Genomic DNA, 16,937 nt, shown 5'->3' with positions numbered 1-16,937 from the left:
CTCGCGCCAACGGGCAGGCGGGGTCAAACGTGATGGAAATTCCGGCGTTGTCCAGCGCGCCCCGGGGCGCCCCGCACGCCGTTGCCCGCAGCGGTCCAGGGGCCACGACCGGGACGCGCGTCATTCTCGCACACAGGCGATCGGCAGACCATCGAGACCCACCGGCGCGCGTGGGTTCCCTGCCCCGCCGGCCTCGACGGCGCGGCGGTCGGCCGGCACGCAAGCGGCAGAACAGGGAGACTTCAGCGCATATGGCAGCATGCCGGGGACGATCCTGATCCTCCCGGGGATTTCCTGACGCGACGAACAGGGAGTTTTCAAGACCGCAGCCGGGGGGCAGGGTCATGCAAGCAGGCGCTCGGCGCCGAACTCGGCCAATGCATCGGACAAGGGCGGACGGAAGCATGAAGCGCAGCGAAACCCGCATCTACACCACCCACACCGGCAGCCTGCCGCGGCCCCGGGCGCTCACGCGCCTCTATGCGCGCCGCGTCCGCGGCGAGCCGGTGGATGAGCGCGAGATCGAGGCGGCCGGCCGCGCAGCGCTGCGTGCCGTCGTGCCGCAGCAGATCGCCTGCGGTCTCGACATCATCAACAACGGCGAGCAGCAGCGCGAATCCTTCGTCCTCTACCTGCGCCACCGCCTGACGGGCCTCGGGGACGAGAGCCAGCGACCGGTCTGGCAGGACCTGAAATCCTACCCCGACTACCAGGAGGCGCTGCGCGAGGCCGCGCCGGCGGAAGCGGTCTCCCATACCAGCCACCTCCCGGCCGCGATCGGCGAGGTGACCTATGGCGACACCACGGCGATCGAGGCCGAATGCGACGACTTCGCCGCTACGCTGGACGCGCAGAAGGGCCGCTATGCCGAAGCCTTCATGACCGCGCCGTCGCCCGGCATCATCGGGTCGATCGTCGAGAACCGCTTCTACGACACCGAGGACGCCTACCTCGCCGCGCTCGGGAAGGCGCTCGCGGTCGAATACCGCGCCATCGTGGCGCACGGCTTCCTGCTGCAGCTCGACTGCCCGGACCTGGCGCTCGAGCGGCATGGCCTCTACCAGGATCGCCCGCTGTCGGACTTCCTCGGCTTCTGCGAGCGTGTGGTCGCGACGATCAACGCCGCGCTCGAGGGCATTCCGCGCGACCGCGTCCGCCTGCATGTGTGCTGGGGCAATTACGAGGGTCCCCACGACGCGGACGTGCCGCTCGCGGAGATACTGCCGGTGATCATGAAGGCGAGGGTCGGTGGCTTCGTCCTGCCCTTCGCCAATCCGCGCCATGCCCACGAGATCGGCGTCCTCGCCAGGATGCCCCTGGCGGACGACCAGCTGCTGGTGGCCGGCGTCCTGGATACGACGACGAATTTCGTCGAGCATCCGGAACTCGTCGCGGAGCGGCTCGAGCGCGCCGCACGCGTCGTCGGCGATCCCACCCGCGTCATGGCCGGCACCGATTGCGGCTTCGACACGTCCGCGGGGCGCGGCCGCGTCGCCGGCGACGTCGCCTGGGCGAAGCTGCGCGCGATGGCAGAGGGGGCGCGCATCGCCTCCGGCCGGCTGTTCGCGGCGCGCTGACCGTGTGCTGGCTCTGCCAGGTTCGCCGCCTGCCGTCGGCGGGTTCACCTGCGCCGGCCGCAGCGCGCGGAACGGCGCAAGCATGGGATGCTGCCCGCAGGCCGACAGCCGCGGAAGCGCCGCAGCCCGGAGACGACATCCCGCAGACACGCGATGCAGCGCCCGCCCACCGCCCGACATCGCCCGGCCGGCACGCAGGCCGGCAATGACCATCGCGCCGATCAGCCGGTCGTAGTCGTCGTTCCGCGGCGGCACGGCGACCCGCTCCTGGACCGTCAGGGACGCGATGGACTGCTCCGGCGCGGTCCGCGATTCGCGCAGCGCGCATTGGTCACGCAGGCCAGGCCGATCGCGCAGCACCTCGGCGCCATCGCCGAGGCGGTGGCCGCCGCGCGGGCGAAATGGGATGGTCGCCCGGTTCTCGGCGACGCCGCCGGGACTGTTCAGCGCCGGCATCATGGACGAGACACCGGGGATGGCGATCGGCCTCGATGTTCGCGTGCTGCGCGGCCTGCGCGCGCAACACGCGGCCTGCCACGTGGGCACGCGGGAGACCGGGCGCCTGGCGCAGCGCGGCGATGCCGACCGCATGCATGGCTACCGCGCCGCGCTGCCCAATGACGCGGAGCGCGTGGCCCGGGACGAGATCGCCACCCGGCCCGGGGGCACCTGCCGCTTGACCGACCACAGCGACAGCGACAGGCTTTCGGACGACGCGGTGCCGCTGGCGGTCGCCATCACCGCGGTCGGCGACGGCACGCCCAAGGTGTCCGGGGACGGGAGTTCGCGGCGGTTGCGCGCGACGTGTGGAATGGCGAGGTGACCCCGAGGGCGGCCCGCACGCGCTCCGCCGTCGCGGTCGACGCGGCGCGGACCGCGAGACTGCGCGAGGCACGGAACCAGCAGGGAGAACGGGCATGCGCGGATTGATCTTCGGGCGCCCGGCGGCGCTGGTCGCTGCCGCGGAGGCCATCGCCGCGCCCGGCATCGCGTACGCGAAGGCCGAACGCCTGGCCGTTCGGTTCGATGCCCCGCCCTGGAGCGTCCACGCCGCCATGCATCTCGCGGGGCCGCGCGGCCGGTTCCGCGAGCCGGGCCTTGCCGTCGACGTTCAGGACGGGTGGGGCAGCGGCAACACGCTGCAGCCCGTCGATGCCGGACAGGCCGAGGCCGGCCGGATCCAGGTCCGGCGGCTCGCCCAGGCGCGCGACCACGGCGCGCGCCTCGCCATCGTGCCGCCCGAGGCACCGCACGCGATCGCCCCGTGAGGCCGCGGCCCACGACTCGCGTCCATGTCCCGGCGCGCCGCGCCGGAGAAGGGGCGCCGATGCGCGCCATCCCGCATTCCCGCGATGCGCGGCCGATGACCCGCCGCCCACGGCGCGCCGCATGACCGGCCGCGCCGCCATCCGGCACGTCATCCTCGCCCGCGGCATCCGGGACTTCGGCGACGGCCTGGTCGCCGTGGTCCTGCCGGCCTACCTCGTCGCCCTAGGCTACGGCGCGCGCGAGGTCGGCGCGGTGGCGACGATCGCGCTGCTCGGTTCGGCGATGATGACGCTCGGCGTCGGCCTGCTGGGCGGACGCGCGGATCCGCGCCGGATGCTGCTGGCCGCGGCGCTGCTGATGGTCGCGACAGGCCTCGGCTTCGCCGCGGCGACCGGCTTCGCGCTGCTGCTCGCCATCGCCCTCATCGGCACGATCAACCCTTCGGCCGGCAGCGTCAGTGTCTTTGCCCCGCTGGAACAGGCGCTGCTGAGCCAGGCGGCGCTAGATGCGGCCCGCACCAAGGTCTTCGCCCGCTACAGCCTGGTGGGGGCGCTGGCCGCGGCGGCCGGCGCCCTCGCGGCGGGCGCGCCGCAGGCGCTCGCCACGCTCGGGCTCGGCGAGGTCGCGGCGCTGCGCTCGGCCTTCGTCCTCTATGCCGCCCTCGGGCTCGGCTGCCTGCTCGCCTATCGCGCGCTCATCCCGGCCGCACCCGAAGCGCGGCGCGCGAACCATGCGCCGCTCGGCCCGTCGCGCGGCATCGTGCTGAAGCTGGCCGCCCTGTTCAGCGTCGACAGCTTCGCCGGCGGCTTCGCCGTGCAGGCGCTGCTGGCGCTCTGGCTGTTCGAGCGCTTCGACCTGTCGCTGGCGCAGGCCGGGCTGTTCTTCTTCTGGTCGGGCGTGCTCTCGGCCTTCTCCTTCCCGGTCGCGGCGTGGCTTGCGGGGCGGATCGGGCTGATCAACACGATGGTCTTCACGCACATCCCCTCGAGCCTCTGCCTGATCGCGGCGATGTTCGCGCCCGATGCCGCCTGGGCGCTCGGCCTGCTGCTGCTGCGGTCCGCGCTGTCGCAGATGGACGTGCCGACGCGCACCTCCTACGTCATGGCCGTGGTCACGCCGCCCGAGCGCACGGCGGCGTCGAGCTTCACGGCCGTCCCGCGCAGCCTGGCGGCGGCGGCCGGCCCCGCGATCGCCGGTGCCCTCTTCGCCGCCGGCTGGCAGGCCGCGCCCTTCCTGATCTGCGGCGGCCTCAAGATCGCCTACGACCTCGCCCTGCTCTGGGCGTTCCGGCATCTCAGGCCGCCCGAGGAGCAGGCGCGCGGCTGACGCGCCCGGTCCGGCGCTATGGGGCCAGCAGCCGGGGCACCTCGCGGTGCAGATGCGCGACGAAGGTCTCCATGATGGCCGAGCGGGGCGCGGAGCGGGCGCGGATCAGCAACGTCTTCATCTCGATGCGCGGCCGCAGCGGGCGCACGACCAGGCCCGGGATCGGGAAGGTGCTCAGCAGGAAGGGCTCGACCAGCGCGACGCCGGCGCCGTGATGCGCCAGCGCCATGCCGGTCATGGACATGCTCACCTGCACGCTGATGCGCGGCACGATCCCGGCCTCGGAGAGCGCCCGGTCCACGTAGCCGCGCAGCGGGGCGCGCGACAGGAAGGTGATGATGGGCAGACCGTCGAGCTGGCGGATCGCGACCTCCTCCTGCGCGGCCAGGGGGTGGTCGTCCCGCATCACGCAGGCGACGCCGGAAGCGACGAGCACCTCGGTCTCCAGCTCCGGGTGCACGATTGGCTCCAGGCCGACGCCGAGTTCCACCTCGCGGCTGACCACGCGGTCGAGCAGTTCGGAGGAGGCGAGCGCCTGCAGCACGACGCGCACGCCCGGCCGCTCGGCGATGAAGGACGCGACGGCCGCGGCCAGGTAGCCGTTGGCGATCGGGAAGGCCCCGGCCAGCGAGAGCGTCCCGATCCGGCCGCCCTTGAGGTCGCGCAGCTGCCGCTCGACGGAGTCCAGCCGGGCGAAGATCGCCTCGATGTCCGGCAGGATCGCCTCGGCCTCGGGCGTCGGCTGCAGCCGGCCGCCCAGGCGGCGGAACAGCGGCATGCGAAGCTGCGCCTCACAATGCTTGAGCACGGTGCTGACCGAGGGTTGCGTCACGCCGAGCAGTCGCGCCGCGCCCGTCACCGTGCCGGCCCGCATCACGGCGTGGAAGACCTCGAGCTGGCGCAGGTTCATGGGCGTCCTCCGGCGTCGAACCATAAACGACATCTATGGGCCGCGGCAGGCATTCCATTGGACGGCCGGGGTGGCCGCTGGAATGCTCTCGCCGGAGGCGCAACGGCGCCTCCGCCCGGGATGGAAACGCATGGCTTCGGCACCAGGGGCCGAGGTCGGTCCGGCAGGTCGGAAAGCCTGCGGGGGGGCGCGTCGCCGCGGGTCCGTATCGCGCCGCTGAACCCATGCAGGAGAGTGCCATGGCCGCCCCGCCTTCCGCCCGACGCGACCGGATCAACCCGGCCTTCCCGAAGCTGGTGGAGATGACCAGCGAGTACGTCTACGGCGACGTCTGGGCGCGCCCGCAGCTGTCCAAGCGCGACCGCAGCATGGTCACGATCGCGGCCCTGGTCGCGCTCGGCTGGCAGGACCAGCTCAACAGCCACATCGGCCGCGGCCTGACGAACGGCCTGACGCGCGAGGAGGTGAGCGAGATCATCACCCACCTCGCGATGTATTCGGGCTGGCCCTCGGCCATGACGGCCGCCCATGTCGCGGTCGACGTGTTCGACGCCCAGGACAAGGCGAAGGGCTGACGCCATGAAGGTGGGATTCATCGGCCTCGGCACGATGGGGGCCTTCATGGCCGCCAATCTCCAGAAGGCGGGCCACGACCTCGTCATCCACGACATCAGGCGCGAGGCCGGCGCGAACCGGCTCGCGGCCGGCGCCACCTGGGCGGAGACCCCGAAGGCCGTGGCCGAGCAGTGCGAGGTGATCTTCACCTCGCTCCCCGGGCCGAAGGAGGTGGAGCCGGTCGTGTTCGGCCCCGACGGCATCCTCGCCGGGGTGCGGAAAGGCGCGGCCTATTTCGACCTCTCGACGAATTCCCAGGCGCTGGTGCGCCGCTTCGCCGCGGCGTTGGCCGAAAAGGGCGCCTTCGGCTTCGACGCACCCGTCAGCGGCGGGCCGAAGGGGGCCGAGACCGGCAAGCTCGCGATCTGGGTGGGCGGCGACCGCGCGGTGTTCGACACCTGCAAGCCCGTGCTCGACGCCTTCGGCGACCAGGCCGCCTATATCGGGCCCGTGGGCAGCGCGACCGTCGCGAAGCTCGTGCACAACATGGCGGGCTACGCGATCCAGACCGCGATGGCCGAGGTCTTCTCCATGGGCGTCAAGGCGGGGATGGACCCGCTCGACCTCTGGAAGGCGATCCGGCAGGGCTCGCTCGGCCGGCGCCGCACCTTCGACCGCGTGGCGGAGCAGTTCCTGGTGGACAAGTACGACCCGCCGGCCTTCTCCCTGAAGCTCGCGCACAAGGACGTCTCGCTCGCCGTGCAGATGGGCCGCGACCTCGGCGTCCCCATGCGCTTCTGCAACCTGACGCTCGAGGAGATGAACGAGGCGCTGAACCGCGGCTGGGAGAACCTCGACAGCCGCGTGCCGATGAAGCTGCAGCTCGAGCGCGCGGGCGTGGCCATCGCGTGCGACCCGGCGGCGGTGCAGGCGGTGCTCGACGCCGACAAGGCGAAGTAGGGGCCATGCCGTCGCTGCTGCAGCGCCCGGGGATGATCGGCCCCCTGCGGATGAAGAACCGCCTCGTCATGGCGCCGATGGGGACGAACTTCAGCACCAGCGACGGCCTGTCGACCGAGCGCGACCGCGCCTATTACGAGGAACGCGCCAGGGGCGGCGTCGCCGCCATCGTCACCGAGGCGATGGCGGTCAGCGCGGGCGGTCGCGCGCACAACAACTCGCTCTGGATCTACCACGACCGCTTCGTCCCCGGGCTGGCGCGTCTGGTCGAGGCGATCCGGCGGCACGACTGCCACGCCATCGGGCAGCTCAACCACCGTGGCGGGCTGCTGCGGCGGATGGTGCTGAACATGGAGCCGGTCGGGCCTTCGCCCTGGCAGAACCCCAATACGGGCGATGCGGTGCGTCCGCTCGACAGGCCGGAGATCATTGAGATCCAGAAGGATTTCGTCACCGCCGCGCGGCGGCTGTGGCAGGCGGGGTATGACGCGGTCGAGTTGCATGCCGCCAACGGCTACCTGTTCCAGCAGTTCCTGACCGCGCGGATCAACAAGCGCACGGACGAATATGGCGGCAGCCTGCCGAACCGCGCGCGCCTGCTGCTGGAGACCGTGCATCGCCTGCGCGACGCGCTGCCGGACTTCCCGCTCTGGGTCCGCATCTCCTGCACCGAATACTGCGACGACGGCTACCCGATCGAGGAGATGGTGGAACTCGCGCGCATGCTGGAAGCGGCGGGGATCAGCGCGCTCGACCTGTCCGGCGGCACCAACGAAAGCCCGACGCTGTCGCGCTTCTGCATCCAGCCGCCATCCATGCCGCGCCGGACACTGGAGCCGCACGCGAAGCCAATCACCGATGCCGTGAACATCCCGACGATCATCGCCGGCCGCATCCTGACGCCCGAGGACGCCGAGGCCGCGCTGGCGGGCGGGGCCGCGGACTATGTCTCGCTCGGCCGCGCGCTGACGGCGGATGCGCATTGGCCGCGCAAGGCCTTCGGCGAGTCGAGCGTGCCGATCCGGCTCTGCATCTCCTGCAACGTCTGCTTCGAGCGGCTGACGCTGGAACGCGACGTCGCCTGCGTGACCAACCCGATGCTCGGCACCGAGTTGGAGGCTCCGGAATTCTCGGAACCGCCGCTCGCCCCGGCGGCGCAGCGCCTGCGCATCCTTGTGCTCGGCGCCGGCGTCGGCGGGATGGAGGTGGCACGCCTCGCCGCCGCGCGCGGGCACGAGGTCGAGGTGTGGGAGAAGGCGTCCCAGCCGGGCGGGCAGATCCACCTGGCCGTGGCGGCGCCGGACAAGGAGGAGGTGCGCCCGCTCTGGACCTGGCGCTGGGACCAGGCGATGGCTGCCGGCGTGCGCGTGCGCTGCGGCGTGGCGGCGACGGAGGCGATGATCCGCGGCCTCGCGCCCGATCATGTCGTGATCGCCACCGGCGCGCGGCCGCGGCCGCTGGCGCTGCCGGGCGCGGCGCCGCTGCAGGCGTGGGACGTCATCCTCGACCCGTCGCTCGTGCCCGAAGGCGCGACGGTCGCGGTCATCGGCGGCGGCATCGTCGGGCTGGAGGCGGCGGAGATCCTTGCGCTCCGCGGCTGCCGCATCACGGTGCTGGAGGCGCTGTCGGCCATCGCGCCGGCCATGGCGCGCAACAACCGCACCGACATCATGATCCGGCTGCGCGCCGCGGGTGTCGCGTTCCACACCGGCGCGCGCGTGGACAGGCTGGAAAACGGCGTGCTGCACTTCGACGAAGGCGGCGCGCCGCAGCGGCTGGACGGCGTCACGCATGTCGTCGCCGCGGTCGGCGCCCTGCCGAACCGCGATGCGCTGGCGGAAGTCGAAGCCACCGGCCTGCCCCATACGCTGGTGGGCGATGCCAACCAGCCGGGCGACTACCTCACCGTGCTGCGCGATGCCTCAATGGTCGGGCTCGCCCTCGGCCTGCGCGCCGCCGCCACGACTTCCCGGGAGAACGCCGCATGACCGAGCCGACCTGGCGCGTCTACGCGCTGCGCTACGCGATGCGCGAGGCGCGCCGCCACGAGCACTTCATCGGCGGCGACCCGCATGACGCGCCGATGCCCATGGACTACTTCGTCTGGGTGGCCGCGAACGACGACCGCGCCATCGTCATCGACACCGGCTTCACCGCCGAGGTCGCGGCGCGGCGCAAGCGCAGCTACCTGCGCTGCCCGATCGAGAGCCTGCCCCTGATCGGCGTCGATCCCGACAAGGTGGAGGACGTGGTCATCACGCACCTGCACTACGACCATGTCGGCAGCTTCCATAAGTTCGCGCGCGCCCGCTTCCACCTGCAGGAAGCCGAGATGCACTACGCCTGCGGCCACTTCATGAAGCACAGGAAGCTGCGCCATTCCTTCGAGGTCGAGGACGTGGTCGGCATCGTGCGCATGACCTATGCCGACCGCACCGTCTTCCACATGGGCGATGCCGAGATCGCGCCGGGCATCACCCTGCATGCCGTCGGCGGCCATTCGGCCGGGCTGCAATGCGTGAGGGTGAACACCGAGCGCGGCCAGGTGGTGCTCGCCTCCGACGTCACGCATTTCTACGAGAACATGGAGAGCGGCCGGCCCTTCACCACTTGCTTCCATGTCGGGCTGATGCTGGACGGCTTCGACCGTCTGCGCGCCCTGGCGCCCGGCCCGCGGCACATCGTGCCCGGCCACGACCCCGAGGTGATGCGCCGCTACCCCGCGGCGCCGGGGCTGGAGGGCATCGTGGCCGAACTGCACCGCGAGCCATCCGCCTGACCTTCGCTGCACAGACCGGCGGCGCGGGTCCACCGCGCCGCCCATACGGGAGGAAGAAACAATGACACGACTGAGCCGCCGGATCCTGCTCGGTGCCGCGCTGACGCTGCCCGGCATCGCGCGGGCGCAAGGCTTCCCGGCCCGCCCGCTTCGCCTGGTGGTGCCCTTCCCGCCCGGCGGTGCGGCCGACATCACGGCACGGCTCGTGGCGGAACGTATGGGCGCGCTGCTCGGCCAGTCGGTCGTGATCGACAACCGCCCCGGCGCCGGCGGCAACATCGCCGGGGAGGTGGTCGCGCGCAGCGCGCCGGATGGCCATACCCTGTTCCTCGGCGGCGCCACGATCCTCTGCGCCAACAAGTACCTCTACCGCAACGGCATGCCCTTCGACGGGCTGGCCGACTTCACGCACATCTCGCGCGTGTCGGTCGGCACCACGCTGCTCGTGGTCCGCGCCGACAAGCCCTGGCAGAGCTTCCAGGACCTTGTCGCGGACGCGAAGCGGCGGCCCGGGCAGATCAGCGCGGGGTCCTCGGGGCTCGGCACGATCAGCCATCTCAGCCTGTCCAAGATGATGCGTTCGGCCGGCATCGACATCACCCACGTGCCCTATCGCGGCCTGGCGCCGAGCCTCAACGACCTGATCGCCGGCAATGTCGACGTCATCTTCGACGGCATCCCCGCCATCATCCCGCATGTGCGCGAAGGACGGCTCAGGGCGCTGGCCGTGGGCAGCCAGCAGCGCGTCGGCTACGTGCCCGGCCTTGAGCGGACGCCGGGCATGGCGGAGCTCCTGCCCGGGTCCGGGATGGACATGGAGTTCTGGTACTGCATCTCGGGCGCGGCAGGCACGCCGGCGCCGATCGCCGCCGCGCTGCATCGCGCCACGGTCGCCGCCGTGCGGCAGGACAGCTTCCGGGAACGGCTGACGCCGCTCGGCTTCACGCCGGTCTGGGACGAAAGCCCGGAGGCGCTGACCGCCTTCATCCGGGCGCAGGACGCGGTGTGGCGGGAACTGGTCGAGGTCTCCGGCGCGCGGCTCGACTGACGGGCGCGGCCGTCTGGCCGCAGGCGCGCGAGCCGACTAGGCTCGACCGCGAAGGCGAAGGGGATTTCGGCATGGCGTGGCAGGGCGGCGGCTGGGACCTCGAAATCCTGGTCACGGGCTATCCCGGCAAGGCGGTCGAGCATGGCGGCCTCGGCTGGAGCACCGTGGTGCTGCTGCGCGGGCATGGCCGCATCGTCGTGCTGGACGGCGGCGGCTACGGGCTGCGCAAGCCGCTCGTGGCCGCGCTCGCCGCGCGCGGCGTGGCGCCGGGGGACGTGACGGACCTGCTGCTCAGCCACGCGCATCACGACCATGCCGTGAACTGGCCGCTGTTCCGCCAGGCGCGCATCGGCATCGGCCGCAAGGAACTCGCCTGGGCGCTCGGCGTCCCCTGGGGCGAGACCTCCGTGCCCGAACACGCGATCGAGGCCCTGTCGCGCTGGCCGACGCTGCGCCTGATGGACGACGGCGAGGAGGTGCTGCCCGGGATCACCGCGCATCTCGCGCCCGGGCACACGCCCGGACACCTGATCTTCGTCATCGCCGGCGATGGGCAGGATTGCGTGCTGCTGCAGGATGCGGTGAAGAACCGCGTCGAGCTGACCACGCGCCGCACCGACATGACCTACGACGCCGCCGTCAGCCGCGCGACCATCGACATGGTGTGGGAGATCTGCCGCAGGCGGCCGGGCTGCCTCCTCATCCCCGGGCACGACCTGCCGATGGTGGTGGAGAACGGCGTCGCGCGCGCGATCGGTCGCCACACCGCCGGCATACGGGCGTGGTTCGGCGAAAGCCTGGACGACATGACCCGCTTCGACCTGGCGCCGGAGCAGACGCCCTGACCGTCGGCCGCGGCCTGCGTTTCTGAAGCGGGCGCCAGCCCGTCTGGCGCGCTGCCGCGCCGCGCGCCATGCTCGAATGTCGATCCGGGAGGAAAAGAAAAATGCGTCGCCTGATTGTCTGCCTTGCCATGCTCGCGGCTGCGCTGCCGGTCCGCGCGCAGCCCGCCTATCCCGACAGGCCCGTCCGCATGGTCATCCCCTTCGCGCCCGGCGGCGCGGCGGATGTCGTCGGGCGGATCCTCGCGCAGGGCATGGGTGCGGATCTCGGCCAGACCGTGGTGGTCGAGAACCGCGGCGGCAGCGGCGGCATCATCGGCTCCCAGGCCGCGCTGCAGGCGCCGGCTGACGGCTACACCATCGTCCTGCACACCCTCTCCTCCGGCGTGATGAATGCCGGGCTCTACAGCAACATGCCCTTCGACCTGCGGCGCGCCTTCGCCCCGGTCGGCCTGGTCGGCACGGTGCCCAACATCATCGTCGTCAACCCGAACGTGCAGGCGCGGACGCTGCAGGACTTCATCGCCCTGGTGCGCGCCAATCCGGGCCGCATCACCTATGCGAGCTCCGGCCCCGGCACCATCGTCCACCTGTCGGGCCACCTGCTCGCCAACATGATCGGCGCGGAGATGGTGCATGTGCCCTATCGCGGCTCCGGCCCTGCGCTCACCGATCTCATGGCCGGCACGGTGGACCTGATGGTCGACACGCTGCCGCCCTATGTCGCGCTCGTGCGCGAGGGTCGGGTCCGCGCGCTCGCCATGGCGTCGCGCAACCGCAGCGCGGCGCTGCCCGACGTGCCGACTGCCGCGGAAGCCGGCCTGCCGGGCTACGAGACCTACAACTGGCACGCCGTCTTCGTCGCCACGGGAACGCCGGCGCCGATCGTCGCGCGGCTCGAACGCGCGCTGCGCAATGCGGTGGCGGCGCCGGCCACGCGCAACCGCCTGGTCGAGCTCGGCGTCGAGCCGCGCGGCAGCGGGGCGGATGAGCTCGAACGCTTCTGGGACGAGCAGTTCCGCATCTGGATCCCGATCATCCGAGCGTCGGGGGCGACGGCCAATTGAGGCGCCCTCCCGGCACCGCCCGGCCTGGTCACGCCAAGTGCCCGGGACTCCGGGCTTCGGCCCATGGGGCCGGGGCGGAGGCAAAGGGCTCCGACCTGCGGCTCGACGGCGACGCGGCCCGCCGACGGGGCTAGCACGTCGATTGCATATCCGACACGGTATCGATCCGCGGCCGCCGGGGCCGCGCTCCCGCCGGAGGCCCACCTCATGATCCGCCATCGCCTGCACATCGCCGCACTCGCCGTCCTGCTCGGCGCCGGTGCGATGCCCGCCACGGCCCAGACGCTGCGCATCGGCTTCAAGGCATCCATGGAGAATGCCGACCCGCACATCAGCTTCACGCCGAACCGCAACGCGCAGCTGCATGTCTGGGAGACACTCCTGGCGCAGGACGCGACGCTGCGGCCGCGCCCGCTGCTGGCGGAATCCTGGCGCGCGATCGACCCGCTGACCTGGGAGTTCCGGCTGCGCCGCGACGCGGTATTCCATGACGGCACGCCCTTCACCTCGGCCGACGCCGCCTTCTCGATCCTGCGCGCCAAGGCCGCGACCGGCCCGCGCACCTATGCCTCGGCCGTGCGCAACGTGACGGCGGTCGAGACGCCCGACGCGCACACGCTGATCCTGCGGACCAGCGCGCCCACGCCCCTGCAGCCGGACTTCCTGGTGGCCATCGCCATGGTCAGCGCGCGCGCCGCGGAGGGCGCGACCGAGGCCGACTTCAACGGCGGCCGCGCCGCGGTCGGCACCGGACCCTATCGCTGGGGCCGCTGGACGCCGTCGCAGGACATCGTGTTCGAGCGCAACGACGCCTGGCGCGGCACGCGCGAGCCCTGGGCCCGGGTGCAGATCCGCTTCGTGCCGAACGACAGCAGCCGCGTCGCGGCCCTGCTGGCCGGGGACCTCGACGTGATCGACACCGTGCCGACCGGCCTGCACGAGCGCATCCGGGAGAACCCGGCCACGCGCCTCGTGCGGGGGAACTCGATCTTCACGCTCTACTTCTACCTCGACATGATGAGCGAGCAGGCCACCAACGTGACCGGCCCCGACGGGCAGCCACTGGCGCAGAATCCGCTCCGCGACCTGCGCGTGCGGCGCGCCATCTCACTGGCGATCAACCGGCGCGCGCTGGCCGAGCGCGTGATGGAAGGCGGCGCGGAGGCGACCAGCCAGGTCGCCGCGCCCGGCTTCGTCGGCCATGTGCCCGGCCTGCCCATCCCCGACCACGATCCCGCGCGGGCGCGCGCGCTGCTCGCGGAGGCGGGCTTCCCGCGGGGCTTCGGCATGACCATCCACTGCACGCAGGACCGCTTCGCCGGCGATGCGCGCACCTGCCAGGCCATCGGACAGATGCTGACGGCGATCGGCATCCGCACCGCCGTCGAGCCCCTGCCCATGCCGATCTACCTCCGCCGCAGCGCGACGCTGCTGCCGGGCGGCCAGCCGGATCTCTCGGCGCACCTTGCGATGTTCGGATCCTCCAGCGGGATCGCGAGCGAATCCCTGAACGCGCTGCTGCGCACGCAGAACGCGGCGCGCTCGCAGGGGATCTGGAACCGCACGCGCTTCTCGAATGCCGAATTCGACGCCCTCATGGACCGCGTGGACCGGGAATTCGACCCCGATGCGCGCGAGCGCCTGATGCAGGATGCGATCCGCTGGATCAGCGACAACCTGCCGCTCGTGCCGGTCTTCCATGTCGGCGCGTCCTGGGGCATGCGCCGCGGGCTCGACATGGCGCCGCGCGGCGACCAGTACACCCTCGCCACGGGGGTGCGTCCGGCACCATGAGCCAGCTTCATCTCGGCGCCTTCTTCTTCACCCCGGGCAGCCATTCCGCGGGCTGGCGCCACCCCCTCGCGGTGGCGGAGACCGACATGTCCTTCGCGCACTACACGGCGATGGCGCAGACCGCCGAGCGCGGCTGCCTCGACTGCGTGTTCTTCCAGGACACGGTGGCGGTGAACGGCAGCGCGAACCTCGACGGCGCGGGCCCCTGGCGGCCCGGCATGGGGCGGCAGGTCTACCCCGAGCCCGCGACGCTGATCGCGGCCCTGGCGCCCGTGACGAAGCACATCGGCCTCGTCGCCACCGCCACCACGACCTACAACGACCCCTATACCATCGCCCGCCGCTTCGGCTCGGTGGACCACATCAGCGGCGGGCGCGCGGGGTGGAACCTCGTCACCTCCCAGATCGAGGACGAGGCCGGCAATTTCGGCTTCGACCGCCACCCGGACCACGCGCACCGGTACGAGCGCGCCGAGGAATTCTTCGACGTCTGCGCCGGCCTCTGGGATTCCTTCGAGGACGGCGCCTTCATCCGCGACAAGGCGTCCGGCCGCTACATCGACCCGTCCAAGGGCCATGTCCTGAACCACGAGGGCCGCTTCTTCCGCGTCCGCGGTCCCCTGAACCTGCCGCGCTCGCCGCAGGGGCGGCCGGTGGTCGCGCAGGCCGGGTCCTCCGACGACGGGCGCAAGCTCGCCTCGCGCTGCGCCGACATGATCTTCACCGCGCAATCGGTGCTGAGCGAGGGCCTCGCCTTCTACCGCGACCTCAAGTCGCGCGCCGCCGCGCATGGCCGGAACCCGGACCACGTGAAGATCATGCCCGGCTTCATGACCATCCTCGGCGAGACGAAGGACGAGGCCGAGCAGATCGCGGGCGAGCTCGGCGACATGATGGACGAGGCGAACGCGATGCGCCTGCTCGCGCGGCTCTGCGGCGACCTCGACATCTATGCCTGGCCGATCGACGGGCCGCTGCCGGACCTGCCGCCGTCCAACGCCGCACGCGCGCGGCAGGAACACCTGGTCGCCAAGGCGCGCGCCGGGAACATGACCATCCGGCAGGTCGCGCGCTACCTCGGCACCTCTCTCGGCCACCAGCTCGTCGTCGGCACGCCGGCCATGGTGGCGGACACCATGCAGGAATGGTTCGAGGCCGGCGCCTGCGACGGCTTCACGCTCCTGTTCCCGTTCTACACGAAGCCGCTCGACGACTTCGTGCGCCTGGTGGTGCCCGAGCTGCAGCGGCGCGGCCTGTTCCGCACGACCTATCCCGGGACCACGCTGCGCGACACGCTCGGCATCCCGGCCCCGCCGAACCGCTTCGCCGCCGCTGCCGTCGCCTGACCCCGGGGCGGCGGCCGGGCGCGCGCCGCCGCTATGCCGGACGGCGCGCGGGCGGCACGCCCGCCTGGCCGGCGACGAGCAGCGCCACGAGGTCGCGCGCACCGCCGCCCTGTGCCAGGCGCGCGATCGCGTCCTCGGCGGCGACGATGCCCTGGGGCGCAAGGGCGCGCGCGGCGCAGGCGTGGAACTTCGCCGCGAGATCGGTCTCGCTCATGGGGTTGCCGGGGTCGCCGCGGCGGACCGCGCGGGTCTCCTCCAGCACCCGGCCATCGGCGAGCCGCACCCTGAGCCGGGTCGGCGGCGGCGGCGCGCCCTCGGGCTCGGGCAGGCCCTGCATCGCGATGCGCGGCATCAGCCAGCGCACCGGCGCGCGGCGTAGCGCAGCCTCGTCGAAATCGGCCGGGCCGACCTCCCCCTGCGCCGCGGCGACGGCCAGGCAGTACTGCATGCTGAAGCGCGCCTCCGTTCCCGTCCGCGGGTCCGGATGCATGAGGTTGCGGCTGTGCACGAGCGGCACCTCCGTCTCGATCGCGACGACGTCCTCCGGCGCGAAACGCCCGCGCAGCGCAAGCAGCGCATCGAGCGAGAGATGCGTCGCCGCGCAGGTCGGATAGGCCTTGAAGGCGAGGCCGACTGACTCGATCGCGAGCGGGTCTTCCGCGGCCGGCGGGTGCATGGCGCCGGTGGGGGCGGGGCGGCCGGCGAACATCTCGGCGAAGCGCCAGGGGCCGTCCAGCGCCTCCGCCGCGCCGCCCACGCCCTCCGCCGCCAGCGCCGCGGCAAGGAGGCCCGCCTTGGCCGCTAGCCCCGCATGCACCGACTTCGCCATGGCGCCGAGCTGCATCCGCGTGCCCGCCGCCATGCTGACCGCGAGGCTCAGCGCGTCGCGCGCGCCCGTCGCATCGAGGCCGAGCAGCCGTGCCGCGGCGCCCGCCGCGCCGATCGCGCCGATTGTCGAGGTCGCGTGCCAGCCGAGCGCGTAGTGCCGCGGGTTGGTGCCGCGGCCGACGGCGGCCAGCACCTCGAGACCGACGACGAGCGCATCGAGCAGCGCGGGCCCGTCCGCCTCGACCTCCTCGCCGAGGGCGAGCAGCGCCGGTACCAGCACCGCCGTCGCGTGGCCGCTGAGCGGCGCGAAGGTGTCGTCGTAGTCGAGAACATGCGCCGCCGTGCCGTTGACCAGCGCCGCCCAGGGCGCTGGCAGCGGCGTGCCGCTGCCGATCGCGCGCGCCGGTCCCGTACCCCAGCGCGCGACGGCGGCGAGCACGCGGTGCGGCGCTTCCTCGGCCGCGCCGGCCAGCATGCAGCCGATCGCGTCCCGCATGGCGGCGACGGCCAGGCCCGAGGCCCGCGCGGTCCTGTCGCGCGGGACCGTCGCGATCCACTGCGCGAGTGCCTCCGTCGTGTCCTGCTCCGTCATGGCCTCGCCTCCCCTGCCGCCCCCGAGCCTGGGCGCCTGGGCGG

The 16,937-nt window shown here is 72.6% G+C and carries 15 protein-coding genes; 13 read left to right on the top strand and 2 right to left on the bottom strand.

The genetic code is table 11. From position 1 onward, the window contains the following. Positions 1 to 404 precede the first annotated feature (404 nt). The 4 genes from E8M80_RS13020 to E8M80_RS13005 all read left to right on the top strand — a co-directional run bounded on the left by E8M80_RS13020 (position 405) and on the right by E8M80_RS13005 (position 4,172). Positions 405 to 1,577 carry a cobalamin-independent methionine synthase II family protein gene (locus E8M80_RS13020; protein ID WP_137126126.1) on the top strand — a complete coding sequence of 391 codons (1,173 nt, stop codon included), beginning with the start codon at positions 405 to 407 and terminating at the stop codon, positions 1,575 to 1,577. Positions 1,578 to 1,983: 406 nt separating this feature from the next. Beyond that, on the top strand, positions 1,984 to 2,400 hold the full coding sequence (locus E8M80_RS13015; protein ID WP_170979379.1) for a hydantoinase B/oxoprolinase family protein: 417 nt from the start codon (positions 1,984 to 1,986) through the stop codon (positions 2,398 to 2,400). 94 nt (positions 2,401 to 2,494) lie between these two features. Then, complete coding sequence (locus E8M80_RS13010) at positions 2,495 to 2,845, top strand: ABC transporter substrate-binding protein (RefSeq protein ID WP_137126124.1); 351 nt, start codon at positions 2,495 to 2,497, stop codon at positions 2,843 to 2,845. 121 nt (positions 2,846 to 2,966) lie between these two features. Next, entirely contained in the window at positions 2,967 to 4,172 is a 1,206-nt protein-coding gene (locus E8M80_RS13005; protein WP_137126123.1) for an MFS transporter, read from the top strand. Positions 4,173 to 4,188: 16 nt separating this feature from the next. Here the strand turns inward: E8M80_RS13005 and E8M80_RS13000 are convergent, their stop codons facing one another. Further along, positions 4,189 to 5,082 (bottom strand): LysR family transcriptional regulator, encoded by an 894-nt coding sequence (locus E8M80_RS13000; protein ID WP_137126122.1) that lies wholly within the window; start codon positions 5,080 to 5,082, stop codon positions 4,189 to 4,191. Positions 5,083 to 5,321: 239 nt separating this feature from the next. Between E8M80_RS13000 and E8M80_RS12995 the strand changes: the two genes are divergently transcribed. From E8M80_RS12995 to E8M80_RS12955, 9 genes are all read left to right on the top strand, one after another. Further along, entirely contained in the window at positions 5,322 to 5,657 is a 336-nt protein-coding gene (locus E8M80_RS12995) for a carboxymuconolactone decarboxylase family protein (RefSeq protein ID WP_137126121.1), read from the top strand. Between the two features lie 4 nt (positions 5,658 to 5,661). Beyond that, positions 5,662 to 6,597 (top strand): NAD(P)-dependent oxidoreductase, encoded by a 936-nt coding sequence (locus tag E8M80_RS12990; protein ID WP_137126120.1) that lies wholly within the window; start codon positions 5,662 to 5,664, stop codon positions 6,595 to 6,597. 5 nt (positions 6,598 to 6,602) lie between these two features. Further along, positions 6,603 to 8,585 (top strand): NAD(P)/FAD-dependent oxidoreductase, encoded by a 1,983-nt coding sequence (locus E8M80_RS12985; protein WP_137126119.1) that lies wholly within the window; start codon positions 6,603 to 6,605, stop codon positions 8,583 to 8,585. After that, a complete protein-coding gene (locus E8M80_RS12980; RefSeq protein WP_137126118.1) occupies positions 8,582 to 9,376 on the top strand; it encodes an N-acyl homoserine lactonase family protein in 795 nt (264 codons plus the stop codon). Before E8M80_RS12985 ends, E8M80_RS12980 begins: the two co-directional genes overlap by 4 nt. 61 nt (positions 9,377 to 9,437) lie before the next feature. Continuing rightward, on the top strand, positions 9,438 to 10,424 hold the full coding sequence (locus tag E8M80_RS12975; RefSeq protein WP_137126117.1) for a tripartite tricarboxylate transporter substrate binding protein: 987 nt from the start codon (positions 9,438 to 9,440) through the stop codon (positions 10,422 to 10,424). 71 nt (positions 10,425 to 10,495) lie between these two features. Further along, entirely contained in the window at positions 10,496 to 11,269 is a 774-nt protein-coding gene (locus tag E8M80_RS12970) for an MBL fold metallo-hydrolase (protein WP_137126116.1), read from the top strand. A 101-nt stretch (positions 11,270 to 11,370) separates the two neighbouring features. Next, complete coding sequence (locus E8M80_RS12965) at positions 11,371 to 12,333, top strand: tripartite tricarboxylate transporter substrate binding protein (RefSeq protein WP_170979378.1); 963 nt, start codon at positions 11,371 to 11,373, stop codon at positions 12,331 to 12,333. A gap of 207 nt (positions 12,334 to 12,540) precedes the next feature. After that, a complete protein-coding gene (locus E8M80_RS12960; protein ID WP_170979377.1) occupies positions 12,541 to 14,127 on the top strand; it encodes an ABC transporter substrate-binding protein in 1,587 nt (528 codons plus the stop codon). Further along, positions 14,124 to 15,473: an LLM class flavin-dependent oxidoreductase gene (locus tag E8M80_RS12955; RefSeq protein WP_137126113.1), complete on the top strand. Its 1,350-nt coding sequence runs from the start codon at positions 14,124 to 14,126 to the stop codon at positions 15,471 to 15,473. Before E8M80_RS12960 ends, E8M80_RS12955 begins: the two co-directional genes overlap by 4 nt. 31 nt (positions 15,474 to 15,504) lie before the next feature. Here E8M80_RS12955 and E8M80_RS12950 read toward each other — a convergent pair whose 3' ends face one another. Further along, positions 15,505 to 16,893 carry an MmgE/PrpD family protein gene (locus E8M80_RS12950; protein ID WP_170979376.1) on the bottom strand — a complete coding sequence of 463 codons (1,389 nt, stop codon included), beginning with the start codon at positions 16,891 to 16,893 and terminating at the stop codon, positions 15,505 to 15,507. Positions 16,894 to 16,937 lie beyond the last annotated feature (44 nt).

The sequence above is a fragment of the Roseomonas sp. HF4 genome, from assembly GCF_005222755.1.
GTDB lineage: Bacteria > Pseudomonadota > Alphaproteobacteria > Acetobacterales > Acetobacteraceae > Neoroseomonas.
This window is presented reverse-complemented; position numbering and strand designations above follow the sequence as displayed.